The organism is Streptomyces sp. NPDC005492 (assembly GCF_040605995.1).
Lineage (GTDB): Bacteria > Actinomycetota > Actinomycetes > Streptomycetales > Streptomycetaceae > Streptomyces.
Map to the genome: position 1 here is coordinate 76,001 of NZ_JBEXDX010000020.1, position 24,041 is coordinate 100,041.

At 71.4% G+C, this 24,041-nt stretch carries 15 protein-coding genes; 8 read left to right on the top strand and 7 right to left on the bottom strand.

What is annotated here, in order from left to right; translation table 11 throughout:
- The first annotated feature begins 114 nt into the window (after positions 1-114).
- Both ABZT04_RS25785 and ABZT04_RS25790 read left to right on the top strand, forming a co-directional pair.
- On the top strand, positions 115-1,641 hold the full coding sequence (locus ABZT04_RS25785) for an aromatic amino acid ammonia-lyase (protein ID WP_356059345.1): 1,527 nt from the start codon (positions 115-117) through the stop codon (positions 1,639-1,641).
- Positions 1,638-2,537 carry an amidohydrolase gene (locus ABZT04_RS25790; protein WP_356059346.1) on the top strand — a complete coding sequence of 300 codons (900 nt, stop codon included), beginning with the start codon at positions 1,638-1,640 and terminating at the stop codon, positions 2,535-2,537. Before ABZT04_RS25785 ends, ABZT04_RS25790 begins: the two co-directional genes overlap by 4 nt.
- Before the next feature lie 7 nt (positions 2,538-2,544).
- Here ABZT04_RS25790 and ABZT04_RS25795 read toward each other — a convergent pair whose 3' ends face one another.
- The 4 genes from ABZT04_RS25795 to ABZT04_RS25810 form a co-directional block, all read right to left on the bottom strand.
- Positions 2,545-4,005: a glycoside hydrolase family 76 protein gene (locus ABZT04_RS25795; RefSeq protein ID WP_356059347.1), complete on the bottom strand. Its 1,461-nt coding sequence runs from the start codon at positions 4,003-4,005 to the stop codon at positions 2,545-2,547.
- A gap of 31 nt (positions 4,006-4,036) precedes the next feature.
- Complete coding sequence (locus ABZT04_RS25800; protein ID WP_356059348.1) at positions 4,037-5,650, bottom strand: alpha-galactosidase; 1,614 nt, start codon at positions 5,648-5,650, stop codon at positions 4,037-4,039.
- A gap of 152 nt (positions 5,651-5,802) precedes the next feature.
- On the bottom strand, positions 5,803-6,834 hold the full coding sequence (locus ABZT04_RS25805; RefSeq protein ID WP_356059349.1) for a LacI family DNA-binding transcriptional regulator: 1,032 nt from the start codon (positions 6,832-6,834) through the stop codon (positions 5,803-5,805).
- 86 nt (positions 6,835-6,920) lie between these two features.
- Complete coding sequence (locus ABZT04_RS25810) at positions 6,921-8,555, bottom strand: glycosyl hydrolase family 28 protein (protein WP_356059350.1); 1,635 nt, start codon at positions 8,553-8,555, stop codon at positions 6,921-6,923.
- 250 nt (positions 8,556-8,805) lie between these two features.
- On the opposite strand from ABZT04_RS25810, the gene ABZT04_RS25815 reads away from it, so the two are divergent.
- The 6 genes from ABZT04_RS25815 to ABZT04_RS25840 all read left to right on the top strand — a co-directional run bounded on the left by ABZT04_RS25815 (position 8,806) and on the right by ABZT04_RS25840 (position 19,226).
- Entirely contained in the window at positions 8,806-10,341 is a 1,536-nt protein-coding gene (locus ABZT04_RS25815) for an acyl-CoA carboxylase subunit beta (RefSeq protein ID WP_356059406.1), read from the top strand.
- A gap of 79 nt (positions 10,342-10,420) precedes the next feature.
- Entirely contained in the window at positions 10,421-12,163 is a 1,743-nt protein-coding gene (locus ABZT04_RS25820) for a fatty acyl-AMP ligase (RefSeq protein ID WP_356059351.1), read from the top strand.
- Entirely contained in the window at positions 12,160-16,098 is a 3,939-nt protein-coding gene (locus tag ABZT04_RS25825) for an acyltransferase domain-containing protein (RefSeq protein ID WP_356059352.1), read from the top strand. The genes ABZT04_RS25820 and ABZT04_RS25825 overlap by 4 nt, the downstream gene beginning before the upstream one ends.
- 9 nt (positions 16,099-16,107) lie before the next feature.
- Positions 16,108-17,097, top strand: coding sequence for an alpha/beta hydrolase family protein (locus ABZT04_RS25830; protein ID WP_356059353.1), 990 nt, complete (start codon positions 16,108-16,110; stop codon positions 17,095-17,097).
- Positions 17,098-17,219: 122 nt separating this feature from the next.
- Positions 17,220-18,446 carry a helix-turn-helix domain-containing protein gene (locus tag ABZT04_RS25835; protein WP_356059354.1) on the top strand — a complete coding sequence of 409 codons (1,227 nt, stop codon included), beginning with the start codon at positions 17,220-17,222 and terminating at the stop codon, positions 18,444-18,446.
- A 138-nt stretch (positions 18,447-18,584) separates the two neighbouring features.
- Complete coding sequence (locus ABZT04_RS25840; RefSeq protein ID WP_356059355.1) at positions 18,585-19,226, top strand: cutinase family protein; 642 nt, start codon at positions 18,585-18,587, stop codon at positions 19,224-19,226.
- 70 nt (positions 19,227-19,296) lie between these two features.
- Here ABZT04_RS25840 and ABZT04_RS25845 read toward each other — a convergent pair whose 3' ends face one another.
- From ABZT04_RS25845 to ABZT04_RS25855, 3 genes are all read right to left on the bottom strand, one after another.
- Positions 19,297-21,024, bottom strand: a complete 1,728-nt coding sequence (locus tag ABZT04_RS25845; RefSeq protein WP_356059356.1) for a hypothetical protein — start codon at positions 21,022-21,024, stop codon at positions 19,297-19,299.
- A 106-nt stretch (positions 21,025-21,130) separates the two neighbouring features.
- A complete protein-coding gene (locus ABZT04_RS25850) occupies positions 21,131-21,565 on the bottom strand; it encodes an OsmC family protein (protein ID WP_356059357.1) in 435 nt (144 codons plus the stop codon).
- A gap of 87 nt (positions 21,566-21,652) precedes the next feature.
- Positions 21,653-23,545 (bottom strand): peptidoglycan recognition family protein, encoded by a 1,893-nt coding sequence (locus tag ABZT04_RS25855; RefSeq protein ID WP_356059407.1) that lies wholly within the window; start codon positions 23,543-23,545, stop codon positions 21,653-21,655.
- Positions 23,546-24,041 lie beyond the last annotated feature (496 nt).

Sequence of the window (24,041 nt, forward strand, 5' to 3'; positions counted from 1 at the left end):
GTCCACCGCATGCTCACCGTTCGACCGTACGCCCGGCCCCTGGTCATCACCACTCGATCATCACGGGCCCGCGCGCTAGGTTCACACATGACAGGACATGGGGAGAAACCTTTGGTGACCAAGGTCGTCGTCGACGGACGGACGCTGTCCTACGGCGATGTCGTCGCCGTCGCCCACCAGGGTGCCCAAGTCGCCCTGGGCGACGGGGTGTTGTCGCGCCTCGCGGACGAACGGGCCGTCGTGGACGACGTGGTCGACCGGCAGATGCCGACCTACGGTCTGACGACGGGGCTCGGGGCCCGCTCCTCGTACGCCCTGCCCCGTGCGGAGCTCGACGCGTTCAGCGTGCGCACGGTGCGGGGACGGGCGAACGCGGTCGGCGATCCACTCCCGGCGCCCGTCGTACGGGCGGCCCTGCTCGCCCGGGTCAACGGCCTCGCGGGCGGTGGCAGCGGGGTGTCGCCGCAGGTCCCGCGACTCCTGGTGGCCCTGCTCAACGCGCGGGTGCATCCGGTGATCCCCGAGGTGGGGTCCATCGGCGCCTCCGACCTGTGCCAGATGGCGCATGCCGGTCTGGTCGTCATCGGTGAGGGGAGCGCCGAGTACGGCGGTGAGGTGCTCGACGGTGGCACGGCCCTGCGCCGGGCCGGTCTCGCCCCCGTCGCGCTGGGTCCGAAGGACGGCCATGTGCTGTGCAGCGCGAGCCCGTTGGCGGCCGGCGTCGGCGCGCTCGCCCTGCACGAGGCGGGTGCGGTCCTCGCCCTGGCGCAGGCGGTCACGGCACTCACCTACGAGGGCTTCCGGGCCAACACCAGCCCGCTCGACCCCCGGATACTGGCCTTGCGCCCGGCCCCCGGACAGTCCCGCGCGGCGGGCGGACTGCTCGCCCTGCTGGACGGCGGTGACCTGGGCGATCCCCGTAACGCACGGCGGGTCCAGGACCCGGTCAGCCTGCGCTGTGCCGCCCAGGTGCACGGTGCCGGGTACGCGGCCCTGGATTTCGCGGACGCCGCGCTGCGTCCCGAGCTGAACGGCTGCGGCGACAACCCTGTCGTGCTGCCGGGCACCGGCGAGATCCTGTCCTCCGGCAACTTCCACACCCCCGGCCTTGCCCTCGCCTACGACACCCTCGCGCTGGCCCTGACGCAGACGGCCGCGATCTGCGCCGAACGCATGCGCAGACTGCTCGACCCCGCCGTCAGCGGGCTGCCCGCGAACCTCTCCCCGTACGGTCCGGAGCGCTCGGGGTTCGCGCCGCTGGTCAAGACGGCGCAGGCGCTGGTCGCCGAAGTCCGAATGCTGTCGGCGCCGGTGTGCACCGACCCCCGGCAGGGTGCGGACGCCGTCGAGGACGACTCGACCAACGCGGCGCTCGGCGCACGGCGGTTGACGACGATGCTCGGGCGGCTGCGCCAACTCCTCGCCGTGGAGGCGGTGGTGGCCGCTCAGGCGGTGGATCTGGCGGCGCCGGCCGCGCTGGGGCGGGGGCCGGAGTTCCTGCACCGCACGATCCGGAAGGCAGTGCCCCGGCTCGACGACGACCGGCCCCACGGCGTGGACGTGGAGACGGTGAGCTGCGACATCCTGGGATCCGACGACGTCCGCAGCACACTGAACGCCTTGGCGGGAGACACGACATGACCAACGTCGACGTACACCAGCATCTGTGGACCCCGTCGCTGGTGACGGCTCTGCGCGCCCGCCGCGAACCGCCGTACCTGGACGGCTGGACGCTGTTCCTGCACGGTGAGCCGCCCTTCGAGATATCGCCCGCCGATCACGACATCGCCCTGCGCGCGGACCTCGCCGCCGCGGACGGCCTCGGCCGGGCCCTCGTCTCGCTGTCCGCGCCGATCGGCGTGGAGTGGCTGCCCACGGCCGAGGCACGGCCTCTGCTCGACGCCTACCACGACGGCGCGGCGGCGCTGCCCGAGCCGTTCGGGGCCTGGGCCGCGACCTGCGTACGGGACATCGACGCGGCCACGACCGCCAAGGACCTCGACCGCGGCTTCGCCGGCCTTCAACTCCCGGCCAACTCCCTTGCCGACGCGGTCGGTTACGCCCGCTGCGCTCCGCTCCTCGATCTGCTCGAAGAACGCGACCTGCCGCTCTTCGTCCACCCGGGACCCGCGGTGGGCTCCTCGGCGGACCCGTCCTGGTGGCCCGCGATGGTGCCGTACGTCCAGCAGATGCACGCCGCCTGGTACGCCTTTCGCGCCTTCGGCCGCCCGCGCCACCCGCGTCTGCGGGTGTGCTTCGCGCTGCTGGCCGGTCTCGCCCCGCTGCACGGGGAGCGACTGGCCGCCCGGGGTGGCGGACAGGGCGAGGCCGACCTGGGTGTCTTCGTCGAGACCTCGTCGTACGGCCCGACCGCCGTCGAGGCCATTGTGCGGGCCCTCGGTGTCAACGCCGTGGTCCAGGGCTCGGACCGGCCGTACGCGGAGCCGCCGAGCCACCCCGGGCACGGGCTGGGCGGAGCCGCCGCGTACGCCTTCCGCATCGCCAATCCTCGGCGGTTGCTGACCGGCAAGGGGTGACGGTACGTCAGTTGGCCGCGTTCATCAGGTCGAGCGCACTCTGCTGCCGGGCCGCGTCGGTGGAGTCCACCGGTCCGGCCCAGTGCAGCCCGTACGCATCAAGGGAGTTGCGGTCGCTCGCGTAGGCGGCGTCGGCCTGCCGTTTGATGTACGCGGTGTAAGGGCGGTCGGACAGCCGGGAGTTGAAGGCACTCAGCCCCCGGATGTACGCACCCTTGAACGACGGGGCGTCACCGTCGCAGCCACTCGTCTCGCACGGATCCCGGAGGATTCCGCCGGAGTTGAGCGCCGTGGACGTGGTCGAGGCGTCGCCGATCTGGCGTCCGGTGGTGAGGAGGGCGGAGTCACCGGTCGCCCGGTACAGCTCCGACAGGCCGCCGAGCAGCACGCCCTGGTTGTACGACCAGGTGGTGCCACCGTTGTTGCCACACGTGGCCAGGTCGATACCGTCGTTGACCAGATGGGAACCGTTGATCATCCCGGTGCCCTTGAACCACGACCACTCGGCGTTGGCCCGGCCGAGGTAGGCCGTGTCGCCCGCGACGCGGTTGTGCAGGGCCGCGTTCAGCTCCAGGTAGAGGGAGTTGGCGATGGCGTTCTTGTAGGTCTTGGCGGTGCTCCACCACACGCCACCACCGCAGGACGAGTCCCAGTAGCGGGCCATGTAATCGGCGTCCGCGCGGGCGGTGTTGAGGTAGCGGCTGTCTCCGGTGAGGTCGTAGGCGTCGACCCAGGCCAGGCCCCACCAGCCGGTGTCGTCGATGTAGTCGTTGGTGAAGTTGCCGCCCTGGGCGGAGAGGTTGCGGTCGTAGGTGGTGGCGATCGCGTACTTGTAGCTGCCCATTCCGGTGGCGCGGATGTTGTCGACGAGGGCGGTCAGGGCGTTGGCGGAGTTCCACCAGCCGGTGGTGTCGAAGAGGCCGGTGGCCGGGTTGTACGACTGCATCAGCGCGGTGGCCGCGGCGGTCGGACGGCTGCCCGCGTTCCAGGTCGTCCGGGCCCACGACGTACAGGCGATCTCGGCCCGGTCACCGGCCTTGCCGCAGGCGCGCAGGGCGCCGACGCCGAGGGCGTTCCAGTCGTCGACGTTGTACATCAGGGTGCGCCAACCGCCTTGCCCCGCGGGGACGGTGGTGTCGCCGAGCCTGCTGCCGGAGCTCCAGGTGCGACCACCGTCGAAGGAGCGGTCGAGCCAGACCTCGTCACCGGGGCTGCCATTGGTGATCGAGGCCCAGCCCATCGCGTCGGTGTCGTCGAAGTGCAGGGCGATCGTGCGGGAGTAGAGGGCGGCAGAGACCGGTTGGCGGTCCCCCGGGGACAGGGCCGGGTCGCGGGCGTCGCAGTACTTGTTGCAGATCGTCGCCTCGGCGGCGGCGTTCGCGACATCGCCGGCGACGGGCACGGACAGGGCCAGTGCGGTGATCAGGCCGGTCCCGACTCGCCTGATACACCGTGCTGTTGGGTTCATACCGGCTCCGTGGGTGGGGGGAAGCGGACGGTCAGCCCAGGCGCCACTGCTGGTTGGCGCCGCCGTTGCAGGTCCAGAGCTCCAGCGCGACGCCGTTGACGTTGCCTGACGCCTGGTCGCCGCCGGTGACATCGAGGCAACGGCCCGACTGGGTTCCCGTGATGGTGCCGTCGGGGTTGAGGCTCCACTTCTGGTTGGCGCCGCCGCCGCAGGTGTAGAGCTCCACCTTGGTGCCGTTGGCCGTCTGGTTGTCGTAGGCGTCCAGGCACTGGGTGCCGCCGTAGAGCCGGAGTTCACCGGCCGCGGTGATGGTCACGGCCTGGTTGGCGCCGCCGCCGCAGTCCCAGATCTCGATCTTGGTGCCGGGGGTGGTCTGGCTGTCGTAGGCATCCAGGCAGCGGTTGGAGGAGGCGCTGATGAGCGGGTGGGTGGTGCCGACGCTGGTGCCGCTGCCGGCGGAGACCCGGTACATCACGGAGCCGTGGCCGGGGACGCTCGCCGAGATGGCGCCGGTGGTGCTGCTGATCACGTGCGACCAGAGGTTGTTGAGCCGGTAGGAGGACGCCGAGGGGAGGCCGGCCGCCGTCGCGGAGGTGGTGATGGTGGCGGCGGAGGAGTTCTCGTTGAAGAGGACCACCGAGACGTCGCCGTTGGCGAGGGGCTTGGAAAGGACGTGCAGACCACCGGAGTTGGAGATCTCGGTGCCCTGCTTGCCCAGGGAGTCCTGGTCCACGGCGATGACGTCCTTGTTGCCGTACAGGGAGAGGGTGGCGGCGGAGGCCTTGCGCAGGTCGGTGCCGGCGATCAGGGGTGCGGCCATCTCCGACCAGAGGCTGAAGTGGGAGCGGTCCTCGGTGAAGGACATGCCGTTGCCGACTTCGAGCATGTCGGGGTCGTTCCAGGCGCCCGGCTTGGCGTACGGGGCGAGTTTGACGTTGGCCTTGTAGATCGACACCACGGTGGAGAAGTTGACGTTGATGTCGTCGGTGGTGCGCCAGCTGTTGCCGACGCCCGCCCCCCAGGTCCACACGTCGGCGAGGCCCCAGTTGCAGAGGCTGTAGACGATCGGGCGGCCGGTGTTGGCGAGGGCGTCGCGCATCGCGGTGTAGCGCTGCTGGTCGGGCACGTTCTGGTGGTTGCAGTTGTCGTACTTGAGGTAGTCGACACCCCAGGCCGCGAAGCTGTTGGCGTCCGTCTGCTCATGGCCGAGGCTGCCGGGGTAGCCCGCGCAGGTGGCGGTGCCGGCGCTCTCGTAGATGCCGAGCTTGAGGCCCTTGGCGTGCACGTAGGCGGCGGTGCCGCTGATGCCGTCGGGGAACTTGGCCGGGTCGGGGACCAGTTGGCCCGCGGAGTTGCGGGCCGAGGTCATCCAGCAGTCGTCGATGTTGACGTACTGGTAGCCGGCGTCCTTCAGGCCGGACGAGACCAGGTAGTCGGCGGTCTGCTCGACCAGTTGCTCCGTCACATTGCAGCCGAAGGCGTTCCAGTCGTTCCATCCCATCGGAGGCGTCTTGGCAAGCCCGTTGTCGAGGGCCTGCGCAGGCGGTGCGGCGCGCAGCACCAGCAGGGCCGGGACGAGGGCCAGCAGCAGCACCATCGAAAGGGCTGCGCTCAGGCGTCTCTTGAAGGGGGACGGGACGGTCATGTCGAGGTCTCCTGCTTCGCCGTGTGGGGCCGGACGAACTCACCGGTGGAAACGTATCCATCGAGAAGAGTCCACCAGCCGGGCGCCGCCGTCAATGGTCCGGACCATGACGCCTGGAGTGAACTACCGGTGCTGTCCCAGCCGTTGACGGCTCACGGGTGTGCGATCTCGCCGGTCCCGCGTGCGATCAGCTCGACCGGGAGGGCGGTGCGGCCGGCGGGGGAATCGTCGCCGTCGATGCGGTCCAGCAGGATGTGGGCGGCCCGGCGGCCGAGTTCCTCGGTGTCGGAGGTGACCACCGTGACCGGCGTGGGGAGCATGTCGGCGAGCTTGAAGTCGTCGAACCCCACGACCGCGACGGCGACTTGGAGGTCTCGGCAGGCCCGCAGCACCCCCTCGGTGAGGAAGCCCGTCGTGGCGAAGACCGCGGTGGGTGGGTTCGCGGAGGTGAGCAGGGTGCGGGTGGCGGCACTCGCCTCCTCGGTGGTGCCGCGGCGCAGGGTGACGACGAGGTCCTTGTCGGGCTCGATGCCGCTGCGGCGCAGCGCCTTGCGGTAGCCGCGCAGTCGGCGGCCGGTGCTGTAGTACGAGGGGGCGACGAGGATCGCGATACGGCGGTGGCCCTGGTCGATGAGGTGCCGGGTGGCCTTGTGTCCGCCGTCCTCGTTGTCGACGAGGACGACATCGGCGTCGGCGCCGGTGGCCGGCCGGTCCACGAAGACGATGGGCACGTGGTCGTGGCCGTTGATCTCGTCGAGGAAGGCGTGGTCGCCCTGGTCGGGGACGATGATGAGCCCGGCGACCCGCCGTCCGATCAGCTCGCCGACGGCCCGGCGTTCAACCTCCGGGTCCTCGTCGGCCGTGCTCAACAGCACTGCGTAGCCTGCCTGGTTGGCGACCTCGACGGCGGCCTTGGCGAGGGAGGCGTAGAACGGGTTGGTGAGGTCGCCGAGCAGCAGTCCGATGGTCATCGAGTTCTGTCCGGGACGCAGCGAGCGCGCGATCTCGTTGCGCTGGTAACCGATGGCGCTGATCGCCGCGTTGACCCGCTCGGCCGTCTCCTCACGGACCGTTCCGCTGCCGTTGACGACACGGGAGACGGTGACGACGGCGACGCCGGCCCGCTCCGCGACATCGCGCATCGTGGGTCTGGTGCTCTGGCGGTGCGGGGAACGACTGCTCACGTGGGTCGTAGACCACCCTTCCGTCGCGTACCGGGGCCGGGACCGCCCCCAGGATACGGTTGCGGGTCCCGGCCGGTAGGCGGTGATCAGGGTGTGATCGTGAGGCTGCCGTAGTCCGAGAGATTGGTGAGGCCGGCCTGGGTCAGGGTGCTCGCTCCGGTCGTGCTGCCCGGCATCACGATATGGCTCAGCGCGACGCCCGAAATGGGCGCGCCGGGAAGGCCGTTGATGCGCGCGGCGGTCGTACCGGCGTTGCGGACACGGACGTTGGAGATCGTGACGCCGGTGACCGGGCCGATGCCCGCCGTGTTGCCGGTCATCATGGCGAGCCAGGTCCGATTGCCGTCGTTGCTGAAGCTGAGCCGCTCGATGTCGATGTCGTCGAACTTGAGGTTCGTCGCGCTCGCCGTGCCGTACTTGTGGTGGACGCCGATGCCGACCGCCGCGTCGTAGACGACGACATGCTGGAAGGTGACCTTGTTCTGCGACTCGTAGACGCCCTGGCCGACCTTGACGCCGTAGCAATAGGTCCAGGAGACAAGGTCGTTGAAGGTGACGTTGTCGAGCGGTCGGGCGGTGCCGGGGACGGTCTTGTAGATGTCGGCGCCGGCCGGCCAGGTCTTGGTGCTGAACGGGTCGTCGAGGGCGATGCCGATGGCGTGGTCGACGGTGACGTTCGTGGACTCCATGACGTCGATGCCGTCGTTCTCGCCCATGTCGAACCTGTTGAAGATCTTGATGTTCCGGAAGGCCAGGTCCGAGGAGCGCAGCGGGATGACCGCCCAACTGCTGGACTCCCGGAAGGTGATGCCGTCGACCGTGAAGCCGCTCGTGTAGATCGGGGCGAGGAGGTTCACGCCGAGGTTGGAGGGCGCGAGCGCGGCCTTGCCGTTGCCGTCGATGATGCCGCGGCCGTAGATCTTGATGTTCGAGGACGAGTAGCGGGTGGAGATGAACCAGGTGAGGTCGCGGCCCTGCGAGGTCTTGTGGCCGTTCACCACATAGTGGGCGGCGTCTCCCGTGTAGCGGAGGACCGCGCCCGGTGCCAGGTAGAGGGCGAGGTTGCTGCGCAGATAGAGGTTGCCCAGGGTGTAGACGCCGGCCGGGACGTACACGATGCCCTGGGTGCCATGGGCCGATCCGTACGCGGCGGCGTCGTTCAGCGCGTTCTGGAAGGCCGTCGTGGTGTAGTCCCCGGTGTTCGGCTGGGCCGAGTAGGGCGCGCTCTGCACGTTGAAGATCCCGGTGCCGCCGGTCGCCGGGCGGTCGGTCTCGGCCGGGTCTGCGGCGATGACCAGGTTGGGGCGGCCGTCGAGCTTGACGATGAGGTACTCGTCGTTCTGGACGGTGAAGGTCAGGGTGGGACCGCTGACGGTCCCGGCGATGCCGAGCTTCTGCGGGCTGATGCTGTACGCGCCGATGGCCGTGTTGTTGACCTTGGTGACGGAGATGGTGGCGGTGCCGGTGCCCAGGGCGAGTTGGGCGATGTCGTATCCGGTGTACTTGGTGACGGGTACGGCCGTTCCGTTGACGGTCAGCCGGTAGTCGGTGGACGCCGGATAGATGGACGGGACCGGGTACGCCGTCACGGCGCCGGTCGCGGCCCCTGCGGAGTGCGGGACTCCCAGCAGGGCCGCGAGGCCGAGCAGGAGTGCGGTCAGGCCGAGGGCCAGGCCACGCCTGAGGCGGCGGCCGGCTCCGTCGACAGCGATCGTGGTCATGGGTGATCCCATCCGTGCGTCCTCCCGTATGACAACGTTTCCAAGAGACATGACGATCTCAGTGGTCTGGACCACCATAGCGCCCATCCCTGGTCCCTCCCTTGTCATCTCAGGACGAACCTCCGTCGCCTGGGACTCAACTCCCGCAAACAGAACGCCGATCCCCCGGTCCACTCCCGAATCGCTGCCATATTCGAGAACCACTTCGGAGGTGGCTGTGACGCTAGAGGCGACGACATCCCTGACGGCAGTGACACCCGCGGCGGACCGCACCGCCGGACGTATCGCCGACCTGGAGCACCGTCGGGCACGGGCGGTGGTCACGGCCGCGCCCAGAAGACGCGGGGCGCTCGGCGCGCGGGAGCGGATCGAGCGGCTGCTGGACGCGGGCTCGTTCGCGGAGACGGGCGGGTTCGTACGGGCCAGAGCCGTCGGGGACGGGGCCCGACGCCCTTACGGCGACGGGGTCGTCACCGGATACGGCACGGTCGACGGACGCCCGGTCTGTGTGTTCGCGCAGGACTCCACGGTCTTCGGCGGCAGCATGGGCGAGGCGTTCGGCGAGAAGACCGTGGCCCTCATGGAACTCGCCCTGAAGACCGGATGTCCGGTCGTCGGCCTCAACGACTCGGGCGGCGCCCGTATCCAGGAGGGCGTCAACTCGCTCGCCCTGTATGCCGAGTTGGTGCGCCGCAATGTGAAGGCGTCCGGGGTGATCCCGCAGATCTCCGTCGTCCTCGGACCATGTGCGGGCGGGGCCGCCTACTCCCCCGCGATCACCGACTTCACCGTGATGGTGGACGGCGCCTCGCACATGTTCGTCACCGGGCCGGACGTCATCGAGGCGGTCACCGGGGAACGCACCACCGCCGAGGACCTGGGGGGCGCCCGCACCAGCAACTCCGTGAACGGCAACGCCCACTTCCTCGCCGCCGACGAGGAGGACGCGCTCGACACCGTACGCGACCTGCTGTCGTACCTTCCCGCCAACAACCTGGACCGGCCGCCCGAGTACGCGCCCGGTGCCGTCGCCGACGGCACCCCGCTCGACGAGATCGTGCCCGACCGGCTCGGCCAGGCCTACGACATGCGGGACATCCTGCGAGCGGTCGTCGACGACGGTGAACTCCTGTACGTCCAGGAGCTGTTCGCGCCGAACATCATCTGCGCGCTGGCCCGGGTCGAGGGCGCCAGTGTCGGAGTCGTCGCCAACCAGCCGCTGCACTCGGCCGGTGTCCTGGACATCGACGCCTCCGAGAAGGCCGCGCGGTTCGTGCGGTTCTGCGACGCGTTCGGCATTCCGCTGCTGACCTTCGCCGACGTCCCCGGCTATCTCTCCGGCGTCCGCCAGGAGCGGGGCGGCATCATCCGGCGCGGCGCCAAACTCCTGTACGCGTACGCCGAGGCGACCGTCCCGAAGGTCACCGTCGTCGTGCGCAAGGCGTACGGCGGCGGGTACGCGGTGATGGGCTCCAAACACCTCGGCGCCGACCTCAACCTCGCCTGGCCCACGGCCCGTATCGCCGTGATGGGCGCGGAGGGCGCCGTGGGCGTGCTGCACCGGCGCGAACTCGCCGCCGCCGACGACCCGGAGGCGCTGCGGGCCGACCTGGTCGCCGCGTACGAGGGCACGCACGGGACGCCGTACCCGGCCGCCGAACGCGGGTACGTCGACGACGTGATCGCCCCGCGCGACACCCGCGTCCATGTCGCCCGTGCCCTGCGCGCGCTGCGCGGCAAGCGGGCCCCGATGCCGGAGCGACGGCACGGCAACATCCCGCTCTGACCGCCCTGTTCAGCCTGTTCGCCTTGTTCGCCCTCGCCAGCCGCCACCGCGACGACCGCGATGTGAGGAGCCACGCCCGATGGACAGCCGCCGTCCCCCGCTCGCGCCCGCGTACCGGACTCTGCCCGAGTACGTGCGGCACTGGGCCGAAACCGCCCCGGACCGCCGGGCGTTCACGTTCGTCGACCACCCCGCCCCCAACTCCCGTGGTGTGCATCGCACTCTGACCTGGAGGCGCCTGGATGTGCGCGTGCGGGCGCTGGCCGCCCGGCTGGCGCAGCAGGCCGAACCCGGTGCACGGGTCGCTCTGTTGTGCCCGCAGGGGACGGACTACATCACCGGTTTCCTGGCGGCGCTGACCGCCGGGATGGTCGCCGTACCGCTGTATCCGCCCGGTCTGCCGGGGCACGGCGACCGGCTCGTCGGGGTGCTGACCGATGCCCGCCCCTCGGTCGTGGTGACCACCGGGCGCGCCCTCGCGGAGGTGACGGACTTCTGTGAACGGACGCGGGTGCCGGTCCTCACGGCGGACCGGGTCCCGGACTCGGACGGCCTCAACTGGCAGGCTCCTGAGCCCGATTCGGCCGCGACGGCCTATCTCCAGTACACGTCCGGGTCCACCCGGGCTCCGGCCGGTGTGGAGATCACCCACGCCAATGTCGTCGCCAACGCCCGCCAGGCGCTCGCCGCCTACGGCGCCGACGCGCACCAGGTGACCTGCGTGGGCTGGTTGCCGCTGTACCACGACATGGGGCTGGTGCTGAGCGTCGCGGCGCCCGTCGTCCGGGGGTTGTTGTCGGTCCTCATGGACCCGACCGCGTTCCTGCACGAACCGGCGCGCTGGCTACGGCTGTTGGCCGCGCATCCGCGCGCGCTGAGCGCCGCGCCCAACTTCGCCTACGACTACTGCGCCTCCGCCGTCACCGGGGCGCAGAAGGAGGGGCTGCGGCTGGACGGGATCGCCGCGCTGATCAACGGCAGCGAGCCCGTCCGGCCCGGCACCGTCGACCGGTTCCACGCCGCGTTCGCCGCGCAGGGGCTGGCCGCGGAGGTCCACTGTCCGTCGTACGGGCTCGCCGAGGCGACCGTGTTCGTCAGCGCCGCCCGGCCCGGCCGGCCGCTCGGCCGGTTCGCCCTCGACCGGGACGCGCTCGCCGCCGGGAAGGCGCTGCCCGCGCGGCCCGACGACCCCCGAGCCGTGCTGCTTGCGGGGTGCGGGACGCCGGTGGGGCAGCGGGTGCGGATCGTCGATCCGGTCGCCCACGCCGTGCTGGCCGAGGGCGAGGTCGGGGAGATCTGGGTGCAGGGTCCGAACACGGGGCGCGGCTACTGGAACAACCTGGCGCAGACCCGGCGCGTGTTCCGTGCCTCGCTCGGCGAGCAGGCGCCGGGCGACTGGCTGCGCACCGGCGACCTCGGGACCGTCCTGGACGGGCAGTTGATCGTCACCGGGCGGCTCAAGGACCTCATCGTCGTCGACGGCCGCAACCACTATCCGCAGGACGTGGAGGCCACCGCGCAGGACGCGCACGAGGCCGTACGGCGGGACCGGCTCGCGGCGTTCGGGGTGCCGGGCGTCGCGGGTGAGCGGGTGGTGGTCGTGGCCGAGCACGCGCGGACCGTCCACCTGGCCGACATCGACGTACCGGCCCTGACCCGGGCCGTGCGCGCCGCCGTCTCCGCCCGGCACGGCCTGCGCCTGGCCGACGTCGTCCTGGTCGCGCCGGGCGCCGTGCCCCGCACCTCCAGCGGGAAGGTCTCGCGGGCCCTGACCCGCGCCCGCTATCTGGAGGGCGTCTACGCGGCGGAGAGCGCGGTATGACGGCCGCCGACGAGAGAGCGCTGCTGCGCCGTCGGATCGCGGAACGGGTCGCCGGGTGGCACGGCACCCCGGTCGCCGACCTCCCCATGGACCGTCCGCTGGCCGATCTCGGCATGTCCTCGCGGGACGCGGTCGTGCTGGCGGGCGAGTTGTCGCTGCTGACGGGGCACGACTGGCCGGCGACCCTGTTGTGGGAGGCGCCGACCGTGGACGCGCTGGTGGAGCACGTGTGCGGTACGACCACGCGGGCCGCTCGGCAGGACCCCGCTCCGGTGACCCGCGGCGAGCCCGTCGCGGTCATCGGGGTCGGCTGCCGACTGCCGGGCGGGGTGCGCGGTCCGGCCGACTACTGGCGGCTGCTCATCGACGGCGTCGATGCGATCGGCCGCGTCCCGGAGGACAGATGGGGCGACTTCACGGCGTTCCCGCCTCCCGAAACACCGGTGTACGGCGGCTACTTGGACGACATCGCCGGGTTCGACGCCGACTTCTTCCGCATCACCCCGCGCGAGGCCGCGGTGATGGACCCCCAGCAACGCGTCCTCCTGGAGGTCGTCCGCGAGACCCTCGACCACGCGGCCGTCCCCGCCGGCGCCCTCGCGGGCACGACCACCGGCATCTACGTCGGTGTCTCGGCCCCGGAGTACGGACAGCTCACCGGCGCCGACGCGCACGCCGTCGACCCCTGGGCCCCGGCGGGTGCGGCCCTCAGCGTGACGGCGGGCCGGCTGGCGTACGTCCTAGACACCCGCGGCCCCACCATGGCGGTGGACACAGCCTGTTCGTCCTCCCTGGTCGCCCTGCACCAGGCCTGCGTCAGCCTGCGCGACGGCGAGACCGACACCGCGATCGCCGCCGGAGTCAACATCCTGCTCTCGCCCGTCGTAGGCGTCGCCTTCGCACGCGCGGGGGCGCTAGCGCCGGACGGCCGCTGCAAACCCTTCGCCACGGCGGCCGACGGCATCGGGCGCGGTGAGGGCTGCGCGGCGGTGCTGCTGAAGCGGCTGTCGGACGCGGAGCGGGACGGCGACCGGGTCCTCGCGGTCGTCCGCGCGACCGCCGTCAACTCCGACGGCCGTTCCAACGGTCTGCTCGCCCCCAACCCGGCAGCGCAGCAAGCCCTGTTGACCACCGCGTACGCGCGGGCCGGGCTCTCCCCCGCGCACATCGACCACGTCGAGGCGCACGGCACCGGCACCCCGCTCGGCGACCCGATCGAGGCGGGCGCGCTCGGCGCGGTGCTGGGCGCGGGCCGTGACCCCGAACAGCCGTTGCTGCTCGGCTCGGTGAAAGGGAACCTCGGCCATCTGGAGTCCGCGGCCGGTCTCGCCGGCCTGGTGAAGACGGTCCTCGCCCTCCACCACGACCTGGTCCCGCCGTCGCTGCACGGCGGCACCCTCGCGGACCAACGGCTGCGCGTCGTCACCGAGCCCGAATCATGGCCCCGCTACGGCGGTACGGCCACCGCCGGTGTCTCGGGCTTCGGGTTCGGCGGCACCAACGCCCATGCCGTACTGGAGGAATGGCGCCCCGCCGTCCTCCCGGTCGACGAACCCGCCGCCCGCCTCCATCTCCTCTCCGACGTCGACACCGAGCGCGTCCGCGACACGGCGTCCCGCCTCGCCGCGTGGCTCCGCACCCCCGAAGGGAGCGCCGCCCGCCCCGCCGATGTGGCGCGCACGCTCGCCGGACGGGCCGGACGCGGGCCCGTCCGCGCGGCCGTCGTCGCGCACGACGGCGGTGAACTGGCCGATGCGCTGGGCGTGTTGGGGCAGGGCGGCCCGGACACGCGTGTGCTGACCGGCGACCGCGATCTCGTGGGACGCGGCCCGGTATGGGTGTTCTCCGGGTACGGCAGCCAGTGGACCGGCATGGGACGCCAACTCCTCCTGGAGGAACCGGCTTTCGCCGCCGCCGTGGAGAAGCTGGACGCACGGTTGGCCGACACGTTCGGCCTCTCCCTGCACGAGCACCTGACCTCCGCCGGGGATCTCGACCGACTCGACGTCTCCCAACCCGTCCTGTTCGGCGTCCAGTTGGCACTCGCCGAACTCTGGCGGTCCTACGGCGTCGAGCCCGTCGCCGTGATCGGTCACTCCCTGGGCGAAGTGGCCGCCGCCGTCTGCGCGGGCGCGCTGGACGTGGCGGACGCGGCCCGGGTCGTCGCCGTACGGGCGCGGCTGCTCGGGCGGTTGCAGGGTGGCGCGATGGCTGTCGTCGACCTGGAGGACGACGAACTGCTCACCCTGGAGCGGGACTTCCCGGGGGTTCAGGTCGCCGTCCACTCCTCGCCCCGGCAGAAGGTCGTCGCCGGTGACGAGATGGCCGTGGCCCGGCTGGTGCGCCGCCTGGAGGAGCGGGGGCGGGCGGCCCGTGCCATGCGGGTCGTCGGCGCCGGGCACTCGGCGCAGGTGGACCCGCTGCTGCCGGAACTGACCGAGGCGCTCGCGGACATCCGGGGCCGGGCTCCGCGCATCCCGGTCTACTCCACCGTCCTCGAGGACCCGCGCGGTGTCGGTGAGTTCGACGCCGAGCACTGGGCCGCCAACCTGCGGCGGCCGGTGCGTCTGGACCGGGCCCTCGCCGCCGCGGCGGCCGACGGCCACACCGCCTTCGTGGAGATCTCGCCGCATCCGGTGCTTGCCCGGTCCGTCAGGGACACCGTGCCCGATGCACTCGCCGTCGGCACCCTGCGTCGCGACGCGGCCGGATCCGCCGCGTTCCTCGGGGAGTTGGGAGCTCTGTACGCGGCGGGACTGGATCTGCCGCTGCCGTCCGGCCGGGTCATCGACCTCCCCGCCCCTCGTTGGCGGCACGTCCGGCACTGGTGGACCGACGGCCGAACTCCGGCCACGACGACGGCCGCCCGCGAGTGGGCAGAGCCCGCGCCGGCCGCGGGAGACTCGGTGACCGCCGGCCTCAGCCGGCACATCGCCACCGTCACCGGTCATCCCGCGGCCCGGATCACCCCCGCCACGGCCCTGGCCGACCTCGGTCTGGACTCCCTCATGGCGGTCCGCATCCGTACGGCCCTGGAACGCGACTTCGGCGTCGAGCTGCACCTGCGCGAGCTGTTCGACGCTGCCACGGTCGCCGAACTGGCCGACCGGGTAAGCCGGTTGACCACGTCGGCACGCCTCCTGCGCGCGGGCGGCACGCGGCCCCCGCTCTTCCTCTTCCACGCCGCCGGCGGATCCTCCGACGTCTATCGCCCACTCGCCGGGTGCCTGGGCGCAGACCGGCCGGTGTACGGACTGGACCGGATCGAGGACGCCGGTACCGTGTCCGAGAAGGCCCGCCGCTATGCGGAGGCGATCACCGCCGCGCACCCCGACGGGCCGTATCTGCTGGGCGGTTGGTCCTTCGGCGGGTTCGTCGCCCAGGAGACGGCGCGCCGACTCACCGCGTCCGGACGGGACGTCGAACTCGTCGCGCTCATCGACTCCGTACGCCCCCTCCCTCATCCCGACCGCGTCCGCACCCACCTCACGGGCTTCGCCCGGCACATCGCCGACACCTACGGCGTCCAACTGCCCCTGCCCTACGACGATCTCGTGGCGCTGGACGACGACCACGAGCGCATCGAACTCGTGCTGGACGCCCTGCGCGAGGCCGTGCGGGTGCCGCCCGCCGTGCTGGAGCACCAGCGTGCCTCCTACCTGGACCTGCGGATCGGCGAGGCACACCGGCCGGGCCGGTACGAGGGCAGGGTGGTCCTGTACCGGGCCACCGAACCGGCACCGCACACCGTGCGTGACCCGGCGTACGAACGCGACGACGACGCGCTCGGCTGGGACGAGGTGTGCCCCCGGCTGACGGTCGTACCGGTGGCGGGGCACCACCTCTCGCTGCTCGACCCGCCGTACGTCGACGAGATCGCCGCCCATCTGCGGCGGGTGCTCGCCTCACCGGGCGGGCTCACCGAACCGGACTGAGGAGCCGCCATGCCCTGCCACCGCCCTGTCGGAACGTCCCCCAGCACCGCCGAGCCGCAGCACCCTGCCGCCGCCGTGTCCCGCCGTACCGTCGCCAGAGCGGCGGCGGCCACGGGGCTGGCCGTCCTGTTCGGTGCCACGGTCTCCACCGGCCGTGCGCGGGCCACGACCCAGATCTCGGCGCGCACGTTCGACGTGTCCGTGTCCTCCCCCGCGCTGGGCCGCAGCGCGCCGGTGCGGCTGATCCTGCCGTCGGACTTCGCCGCGCAGCCGAGCCGGACGTACCCCGTGCTGTATCTGCTGCACGGAGCGCACGACGACTACACGTCCTGGACCCGGGAGACGGACATCGAGGCCTTCACCGAGGGCCGCGACCTGATCGTGGCGATGCCGGACGCGGGTCCCACCGGCATCCCGAGCGCCTGGCGCTCCGGCCCCGACTACGAGACCTTCCAGCTCCAGGAGGTCCCCGCGCTGCTCGCCCGCGACTACCGGGCGTCCGGTGTGCGGGCCGTCGCCGGGGTGTCCACCGGGGGCTACGGCGCGATGGCGCACGCGGCCCGTCATCCCGGGGTGTTCACCGCCGCCGCGTCCTACAGCGGCATCCTCGACACCACGGCCCCCGGTGTGCCCTCGCTGGTGGACGCCATCGTGGCCCGGGAGAGCCTGGCGCCGACGTCCCTCTGGGGCAATCCCCTGCTGGACGCGCTGACTTGGCAGGCGTTCAATCCGCGCGCCCAGGCCGGCGGGCTGCGCGGGACGCCGCTGTACGTGTCCAACGGCAGTGGTGTGGCGGGAGGTTCGGGCGACTGGCTGCCGGAGGCGCTGGAGAGTCTGCTGTGGCCCTCCGCGCACAGTTTCACCGGCGTCCTCGCGCTGCTCGGCATTCCGGTCACCGCGCACTTCTACTCGGGCGGCGGACACAGTTGGGCCTACTGGAAAGGGGAGTTCACCGCCTCGTGGCCGATGCTCGCCGGTGCGCTGGGGCTGCCGGAGTGATGTCGGTGCAGCCGGGGCACGGAACGGAGCGCAGGGGACGACCGTCCAACACAGGACGTCCCCCTCGTCCCACGGGCACCAGCCTGTGGGCGAGCCGCCTCCGGGGGAAAGGAGTGTCCGTCGTGGCTGTCCCCACCCCGCGCGGAGTACCCACCGAGCCCGGGACCGCACTGGTTCCGCCCGAGCTCGCCGAGCTGCTGCGCGCCCAACTCGCCGCCGTCTCGGACGAGGTGGAGGAGGTGGTCCGCAGTGAGGTCCCCGAGTACGCGCGGCTGGCCGACGAGACCGAGCGCGAGAATCTCCGGGCCGGCGTGGTGCAGGCACTCACGCTGTTCGTCGACCACATCGCGGACCCGCACGGCCAGAGCGCCGCGATGGCGGCGACGTACTACCAGGAGCTGGGGCGCGGCGAGGCCCTGAAGGGCCGCAGCCTGGACGCGCTGCAGTCCGCGTTGCGGGTGGGTGGGCTGCACGCCTGGCGGCTGATGGGGCGTACGGCGGAGGAACTCGGCCTGGATTCGGCGGTCGTGGCCACGCTGGGAGAGCTGGCGTTCCGCACTGTGCACGAGGTCGCGGAGGCGGCGGCGGCAGGGTACGCGGAGGCGCAGTCCCGCAGTACGGACGAGGTGGAGCGGCGGCGTCGGCGGCTGCTCGATCTGCTGCTCGGCGAGGGAGCGGTGTCCCTGGAGGCGGTGCAGGACCTCGCGCACGGTGCCCGGTGGCGGGTGCCCTCGCGGGTCGCCGTCGTCGCGCTGGCGGGTCCCGCCGACCCGCGCACGGAGGACCGGGCGCCCGCGCTGCCGGGTGCGCTGGCGGACATGGCGTCGCGGCCGCCGCGCGTGCTGGTGCCGGATCCGGAGGGCTACGGCCGGTTCGGTGGCCGGTCCTTCGTCCTCGGCCTGGGCGGCCGTCCGGCGGCGATCGGTCCTACGGTCCCGGTCACCGAGGCCGCGCGGTCGTTGCGCTGGGCGACGCGGGCGCTGGGCCTGATGGGCCGCGGGGTGCTGCCCCGGCAGGGGGTGGTGCTGTGCGTCGACCATCTGTCGACGCTGTTGCTGTACAGCGACGAGCCGCTGCTCGCCCAGTTGGAGGCCCGGGTCCTGGCGCCGTTGGAGGCCGCCTCGGAGGGCCAACGCCCGCGCCTGGCCGAGACGTTGCTCGCCTGGCTCCTCAGCGGCAGCAACGTCCCCGATGTCGCCGCCCTGCTCCACATCCACCCCCAGACGGTCCGCTATCGCCTGCGGCAACTGGAGAAGCTCTTCGGGGACTCCCTCCACGACCCGGGCACGCGTCTGGACCTGATTCTCGCCCTGCGCTCGGCGGCGTCGCGCGAGAGCGACCCTGACTAACGATCGCGACTCACGAGCCGACAAAAACAGAGACGGTTTCTGAATTCCCGTCCATAACACTCGGTAGAACAACGCGAATACCTTCGGGATGTCCTTTCCACAGGCGCTTCACATGCGCCCCACCCTCAAAGGATTCCCATGCGTATTCGCTTATGCCTCGCCGCGCTCTCCTTGGCGGGCGGGGCCGGGCTCGCCACCCTCTCCGCACCCGCCGCGTCGGCCGCCACCTGCTCGGATCTCGACGTAGTGGCGGCTCGCGGCACCTTCGAGCCGGGCACGCTCGGCCTGGTCGTCGGCGACCCGGTGTTCTCCGCACTCCAGAAGAAAATCACCGGAAAGAGCCTCTCCAGCTACGCGGTGAACTATCCCGCCGACCTTTCCCTGACGTCCGCCGCGACAGGGAACGCCGACGTGGTGAACCACGTGAACGCGCAGGCGGCCGCCTGCCCGAATCAGCGTTTCATTCTCGTCGGCTATTCGCAGGGCGCGAATGTCGTCGACAACTCCATCGGGATCAGCAGCGACGGCGCGGTGGTCGGCAGCCCGATCGTGGCGACCATCCCCGCCGCGCTCGCACCCCGAGTCGCCGCGGTGCTGCTGTTCGGCAACCCGATCCGGGCCCTCGGCAAGAGCGTCACCGGCACCTACCAGAGCCGCACCATTGACTTCTGCGCCAACGGCGACCCCATCTGCCAGAACGGCGGGACCGACGTCCTGGCACACCTCGGCTACACCTCCGACGCCGACGCGGCGGCCACCTTCGCCGCCGGCAAGGTCTGAGCCATAGCAACACCAGCGCAGTAGGGCCCGGGAGTTGATCCTCCCGGGCCCTACTGGCTTATGCGAAGGGCTACTTGGGTGCCGCGGCGAATCCCGCGAGGCTGGTGGAGACGGTCTCGGGCCGGCCGTCGTTCTGGACGGGGGCGGCGGTCAGGACGTCGAGGTGCTGGTAACCGGGGGCGATCACCGGGTGCAGGTCGGCGGGGATGTGGCCGGCGAGCAGTCCGTCACCCGCGAGCACGGTGAGCGTCGGGTTGGCCGTCAACCCCTCCGGATGGACGACGAGTTGCTTCACCTGCGGGGAGGTGGCCAGCTCGATGTCGGTGACCAGCTTGGTCGGGAAGTACTGCTCGGTGAAGTCCAGCGGCTGCTCCCCCATGCTGCGGGCCAGCTCGTGGATGTCGGTGACCTCCTTGGAGGCGTTGGTGAAGGGGGTGCCGTCGGCCGACCGGTAGCCGGGGTCGTCGGCGTCGCCCACCCGGTCGTAGTTCCGCCAGGTGTAGAGCGGGCCGTGGGGCTGTGCGGGAATCGCCTTGTACTCGACGCCGAAGAGCTGCGGCTGATCCGAACTCCCGTTGGCGGCGGGGAAGTTCTTGTCCGTGATCGGCCCGCCGTCGAAGAAGCCGACGCTGCTCTGCAGGAAGGCCAGCGGTACGGAGTTGTCGTCCATCAGTGCGCCGAGCACCGCGTCGTTCGTGAGCCGGAAGTCCTTCACCGCGGGCGAGCCGGTGAGGAACGTGGCGGTGTCCTTGGAGAAGAGGAAACGGTTGGTGGCCTCGATGTTGACGTTGGTGGGGAGATAGGCGGGCAGGTCGGCCTCGCCGTCCGGGTCGCGTACGGCGCCCAGTCCCGCGATGGCGAGCAGGGTCATGGTCTCGGGGTTGAGCAGCACCGGCGCGGACAGCGAACGCGGCAGCACTCCGCTGTCGAGCCCGGCCTGTACGACGCCGTAACCGAGCCCGATGTCGGGCAGGTTGGTGTCGTCCGGGATGCTGCCACTGAGGTCAGCGAGCGAGGTGGAGATCGTCGTGTCGAGGGCGAAGTACCCGGCGCACTGGTTCTGTCCGGCGTCCGCCGTGGTGGCGGGGTCGCCGTCGAAGTCGGCGGCCGCGAAGTACCCGGTGATGACGCCGCCGAGCGAGTGTCCGCCGCACAGCAGCTTGCGCTTGCGCAGCCCCTGGTCGGGCAACTCGGCGACGAGCAGGTCGTATTCGTCCCGTACGGTCTGTTGGATGCCGAGCTTCGCCATCCAGCCGAGCTGGTCGTTGCCGACGAAGCCGGCGAAGGTCCGGCCGTCGACGGCCTTGCCCCGGTAGTAGTAGTCGACGGCCGTGTGCTGGTCGCCGGAGGCGATGCCGGTCGGATCCTCAAGGCAGTTGGAGCGTCGGTCCAGGGCCCAGAACTCGATGTGCCGTCCCTGCGCGGCGGCTTGGGCGACCGTGTCGCGGGCAACGCTGTCGAAGGCGCCGGCCCCCTCCAGGATGCCGGGCTGCGCCACCAGGATCCGGTCGGCGTCGGCCGAGGCGCTCGGCCCGCCGGTGGAGCGGTAGCGGAGGTACGACAGCCAGTCGCACCCCGCCGGGCGGGCGCCGAACGACTGCGGCAGCGGCACCTTCACGCGCACCAGCGACTCGACCACACCGTCGGCGGGGTGCGTCGACGCCACCGGGGTCTCGGTGCGCGCGCTCTCGCCCTGTGCCTGTGGGGCGGCGGCGGTGAGCGCGCCCGCGGTCAGCAGCGCCGCGAGCGCGGCACCGCGCCATGTTCTTGTCCGTCCTGTGCTGCGACTCGTCTTCATGGCCGGACCGTAGGGCGGTCGGGGCCACCGGATCAGGTGGTGCTCACAAGAACGCAGCGCCCGGTGAACGCCTTGTCACGGGCCCGCAGAGAACGGGGCGGTGGGGTCAGGCGTCCTTGATCGTCGCGGTGACGGGTGTGCCGGTCTCGATCGTGCGGCTGACGGTGCACAGCCGGTCGTGGGAGACGGTGACCGCCCGGGGCAGGATGGCGCGGGCGCGGTCCCCGGCCTCGCCGTGCGGGAAGGTCACGGCGAAGGTGACCGCCAGGTCGGTCAGACGGTTGCCGAGTTCGTCGGTGACCTTGTTGCCGGTCACGGTGACGGTGAACCCGTCCGGCTCCGTGTGCCGGGTGGTGGCGACGTCGACGTCGGCCGCGGTGCAGCCCCCGATCGCGGCGAGCAGCAGCTCGACGGGGGTGAACTCGGTGCCGTCCTCGGACGCGGTGCCGAAGTCGACGGTGCCGCCGCGGGCGTTGGTCGCGGTGAACCGGCCGGGGCCGGTGCGGTCGACGGTGACGAGGCGCAGGGGGTTTTCGCTCATGGTGTGGATCTTTCCAGAGAGCCCCACCGGACGCCCGTCGCCGTCCGGTGCGGGCAGGACGTGACCGTGCCGCCCGCACCGGCCGCTTCAGGAGACCTGTGAGGCGTCGACCAGGACGACCCGGTGGTTGTACTGGATGGTGTAGTACTTGGCCGCGCCGGTGACATAGGTGTCGCCCGAGACGAAGAAGTCGTCTGCGCTGACCGGCGGTTGGGTGGCCACGTAGGCCTGGCCCGCCGGGAAGGCGTAGAGGGTCAGGGGCTTCTGCGTGGACGGGGACAGGCCGGACGGGTATTCCGACGCCTGCGGGTAGCCGGAGCCGTAGAGGGTCGCTGCCTGGTCGCCGGAGTGGACGACGGTGACGCCGGGCGCGGCGCAGGTGTTGACGCCGCCGGGGTTGTAGAACCACACCTTCGCGCCGCTGAACCAGATGGCGGTCCAGTCGCCCTGGACGTCGGCGACCACGAACTGCTGGCCCGCCGCGACGGTGCTGCCCCAGTCGTGGATGGAGTCGGTGCCCGCGCTCGCGCCGGGGTGGATGGCGGGGTCGGCGAACAGGGGAGCGTCCGCGCTGGGGGCGGTGCGCACGGGAAGGAAGTTCGACGGCTCGGTCTGTTCGGTGCACGCGGTGGTGGCGCCCGTGGGGTCGTCGGCCGGGCAGACCTGGACGGTCTGCTGGTTGGTCGCGAACCTCGGGCTGATGGTGACCGCCGAGCCCACCGTCGGGGCGTGCCGGGCGGCGCTCTGCGCACGGGCCGTCCGCGCCGGGGCGACCATGTCCATGAAGGCCGTCCAGTCCCAGTAGGGGCCGGGGTCCCAGTGCATGCCGGTGATGTAACTGTCCTGCGGGCCGGGCACGTTGTCGTGGCCGATGATGTGCTCGCGGTCGAGCGGGATGTCGAACCTCGCGGCGAGGTACTTCACCAGATCGGCGGTCGCCTGGTACTGCGTCTGCGAGTACCAGGTGGCACCGTGGGCGGCGTAGCCCTCGTGCTCGATACCGATCGAGTGCATGTTGAACCAGTAGTTGCCGGCGTGGAACGCGATGTCCTTGGTGGGCGTCATCTGGGTCACGGCCCCGTCCGAGGCCCGCATGACGTAGTGCGCCGAGTCGCCGGAACCGGCCGTCTGGAAGATCTTGATCGCGGAGTCGTACGACGTCTCGGTGTCATGCAGCACTATGTACTTGATCTGCACACCGTCGCCCGGCCGCCCGGCGACCTGCCCGTTGGAGGCGGCCGCGGCGAGGAACGTGCAGTCCACCGTGGGCGGGCACTCCGTGTCGGTGGCCGTCGCGGCGGTCTTCAGCTTCAGTTCGGACAACTGCCGAGTCTCGGGCTGGACCGCCCGCTGCGCCGCGAGATGGACACGCTGCCCGTCGACGGTGGTGCGGGAGGCGCCCGAGGAAACGGTCTTGAAGACCCGGTCGGCGAAGAGCTGCGCGGCCTTCCGGTCCGAGGACTGGCTGTACTTGGCGACCGCCCCGTACCAGTCGGCCGGATCGGCGGACCCCTCGCCCGCGGACTTGTTCTTCGTCAACTCCCGCTGGTACGAGGCGAGTAGCGCGGCGCCGGCCCGGATGTTCGCGCGATCGTCGGTGCGCAGCCGCGCCGCCGAGGTGTGGGTGAGTTCGGCCGCCGCGTCGAGGGTGTGCAGAGCCGGATCCGAGGTCAGCTCGGCGAGGTCACCACGGCCCGCGGCACCCGCCGCGCCGCCGGACACCATCGTGGCGGTGACGTCCGTCAGGTTCATCGGGCCGTATCCGCCCGAGGTGTTGTACTGCCCGTCGTGGTCGTCCCACTGGGACTCCTGGTACGACACGGCCAGGAGCACGGGCAGCGGAACGCCGAACTCCTTCGCCGCGTCGGCGAAGGAGGACTGCCGGTCGGCGGCGGGGGTCTGGGCGGCCTGCGCGGTCGACGGCAGAACGGCGAAACATCCCGCGGCCACGGTGCCGCCGGCGAGGATTCCGGCCAACAGTTTCCGGGGGGATCTTCTGCTTGAGGATGGCTGCAAGGCATGTCCCTTGTACGTGGTGTCCCGATGGTTCACAACTCCCCCGACCGACACGCGAGTCGAGATCACACCCAGGTTGCCACTCGCTCCCGCCACGTCGGCGTCCGGTCCGGGCGTGTCGCCCAAGCTCCGGTAAAACCCGTGCCGGGCAACGGAGTTGGGGCCTGCCCAACGGATCCGGTCAACAGGCCTTCGGCTCAGGCTCCCTGACGGAGCATCAGCAATCTCCTCGCAGGGGCTGCACCTTCGGCACCCGACGAAAGCAACAGTCGGATCACGCAAGAAGTTGCGCGACTTGCGCCCGCTTGCGGTCGCGCCTCAAGGGTTCAGAAGTAGCGCGCACCCCAGCACTCACCGACCATGGGCGCTTCTGGTGAAAATTGTGTCGCTCAAGCCGTAGACCATCCTATCCACCTCTGCAATATTTCGATGAATCAACGCAAAATCCTGCCTCACCTTG